At 67.9% G+C, this 2,069-nt stretch carries 2 protein-coding genes; one reads left to right on the forward strand and one right to left on the reverse strand.

Annotated features, from left to right (window positions below):
• Positions 1-45 precede the first annotated feature (45 nt).
• The gene (locus tag STRTUCAR8_RS39545) at positions 46-690 is read right to left on the reverse strand and encodes a DUF4360 domain-containing protein (protein WP_006381997.1); all 645 of its coding nucleotides are present in this window, start codon (positions 688-690) and stop codon (positions 46-48) included.
• Positions 691-1,046: 356 nt separating this feature from the next.
• Here STRTUCAR8_RS39545 and STRTUCAR8_RS39550 point away from each other — a divergent pair, with 356 nt between their 5' ends.
• Positions 1,047-1,931, forward strand: coding sequence for an intradiol ring-cleavage dioxygenase (locus STRTUCAR8_RS39550; protein WP_006381996.1), 885 nt, complete (start codon positions 1,047-1,049; stop codon positions 1,929-1,931).
• Positions 1,932-2,069: the final 138 nt, after the last annotated feature.

The following is a 2,069-nucleotide window of genomic DNA, read 5'->3' on the forward strand; positions in this document are numbered from 1 at the left end:
ACCCCCGCATGCCGGACTACAACTGCCCTAGGGCTCCCGCTGACTTCACTTCGCCGGGCAGGGCTGCCACGCCAGGTGGTAGACCGTGTTGATGTCGCCGTCCGTCGAGTCCATCGCCATGAAGCTGGTGCCCGTCGACGTGCCGGCGTTCACCCGCAGCTCCGTGTTGATGTTGAAGTTACGCTGAACTCCACAGGGCGCGTAGACCAGTTGGGCCCAGTCCGTGACGTCCGTGGCCTGCCAGTTGTCGTTGAGCGGGCCGTTGTACGTGTGGGTACGGGCCACCGTGGCCGATGAGCCCTGGAAGTAGTACGAGGCCTTCTGGACGGCACTCGCGCCCCGCTGGAGGGCGGCGAAGCCCCGGTAGTCGGCGCTGGCGATGGCGTACGTGAAGCCCGCCGGGACGCGCACCTTCAGGTTGAGCTGGCAGTTCTTGCGGAACGCCGTCGGGTCGGAGTTGCCGCCGACCTGGGCGAGGTAGTCGCTGTAGGTGACGGTGAAGGCGGTGTTGTCGCCGGAGACGGCCACCGCGGCCGTACCTGCGGGACAGCCGGAGCCGTTCACCGTGGCGACGGTGATGACGATCTTGTCCGCGGGCGGGTCCTCGAAGGACGACCCGGCACCCTGGGCAGGTATCGCAGCGGCGAACAGAGCGGCTATCGCGCCGCTCACAAGCAGACCACCAGCCATGGTTCTCCCTTTCATCGCGGTGTTGCAGTGGGGGGTGAGAGCCACGCACACAGTCATGCGCATGCCAAATGCATACGCACGCCCGCACCTTGTCTGTGATTGAGCAGTGAAGGACCTGTGAAGTCGGGGCGGTCGCAGCATAGGTGGCGGGGCAGTTACCAGCCAGGTCGATCCCCGGCCAATCCCCGGCCACGCGCGGCCTGATTCCCTCGTCGATGTAACCCACAGCCAACGTCACGCCACGCGGAGTGTGCCCCAACTCTGCCCCAATCCAGCGGAGTTGGGAGGTAGGTCCCCAGGGCGTTCACAGCCGCGATTTAAGGAAAACCTCAGGTACGCCCCTAGGTTTCCGGGTCATGACAGAGAACACGAACCCCCAGAGCAACGCCCCCGAAGCCTCCGCCGACACCACCGGCGCCGCCGGTTCCGTGGGCAAACACCGGCTCGGCAAAACCGTCCAGCGGCGCCGCGTCCTGATCGGTGGCGGTACCGCGGCGGTCGTCGGCGGACTCGCGGTGGCCGGCTTCGCCTCCGCCGCCCCGACCGCCCCCGCCGAGAAGTCCTCGTCGGCCACCACTTCCTCGTCGGACAGTTCCTCCTCGACCAGTTCTTCCTCGACCACCAGCAGCGTCTGCGTCCTCAACGCCGAGGTGACCGAGGGCCCGTACTCCCTCGACGGCGCTCTCGTCCGCGCCGACATCCGCGAGGAGAAGGAAGGCTTCGAGGTCCGGTACACGTTCACCGTCGTCGACGTCGCCGACGACTGCGCCCCGCTCGCCGACGCCCTCGTGGAGATCTGGCACTGCGACCACCTCGGCGAGTACTCCGGTTTCGTCGGCGGCAACGGCCACCAGGAGGAGGACAACGGCACCTTCCTGCGCGGCGGCCAGCTGACCGACGCCGACGGCCAGTGCACCATCACGTCCATCTGGCCCGGCCACTACGTCTCCCGCGCCGTCCACGTCCACATGCGGGTGCACACCGACGTCACGCTCACCGACACCTCGTACACCGGCGGGGAGGTCATCCACACCGGCCAGCTCTTCTTCGACGAGGCCATCAACACGACAGTGCAGGCGACTTCCCCGTACTCGGCGAACACCACCTCGGAGACCACCCTCTCCGACGACAGCATCTACGACGACGGCGGCGCGTCCTCCGGCCTGCTGACGCTCACCGCACTCGGTTCCAGCGTCTCCGACGGCTACACGGCCACCCTCACCGTGGGCGTCGACAGCTGACGGGGAGAAAAAGCGAGGGCGGCAGGCCGTAGAGGCGCTTGCCGGTGGCGATGTCGACGACGGCGGCGGTCTGGCGGGTACCGAGGGCGGGGTTCCTCAGGAGCGGGTCCAGGACGGCCGCGAGGGCCCTTCCCGCGG

The organism is Streptomyces turgidiscabies Car8 (assembly GCF_000331005.1).
Taxonomy (GTDB): domain Bacteria; phylum Actinomycetota; class Actinomycetes; order Streptomycetales; family Streptomycetaceae; genus Streptomyces; species Streptomyces turgidiscabies.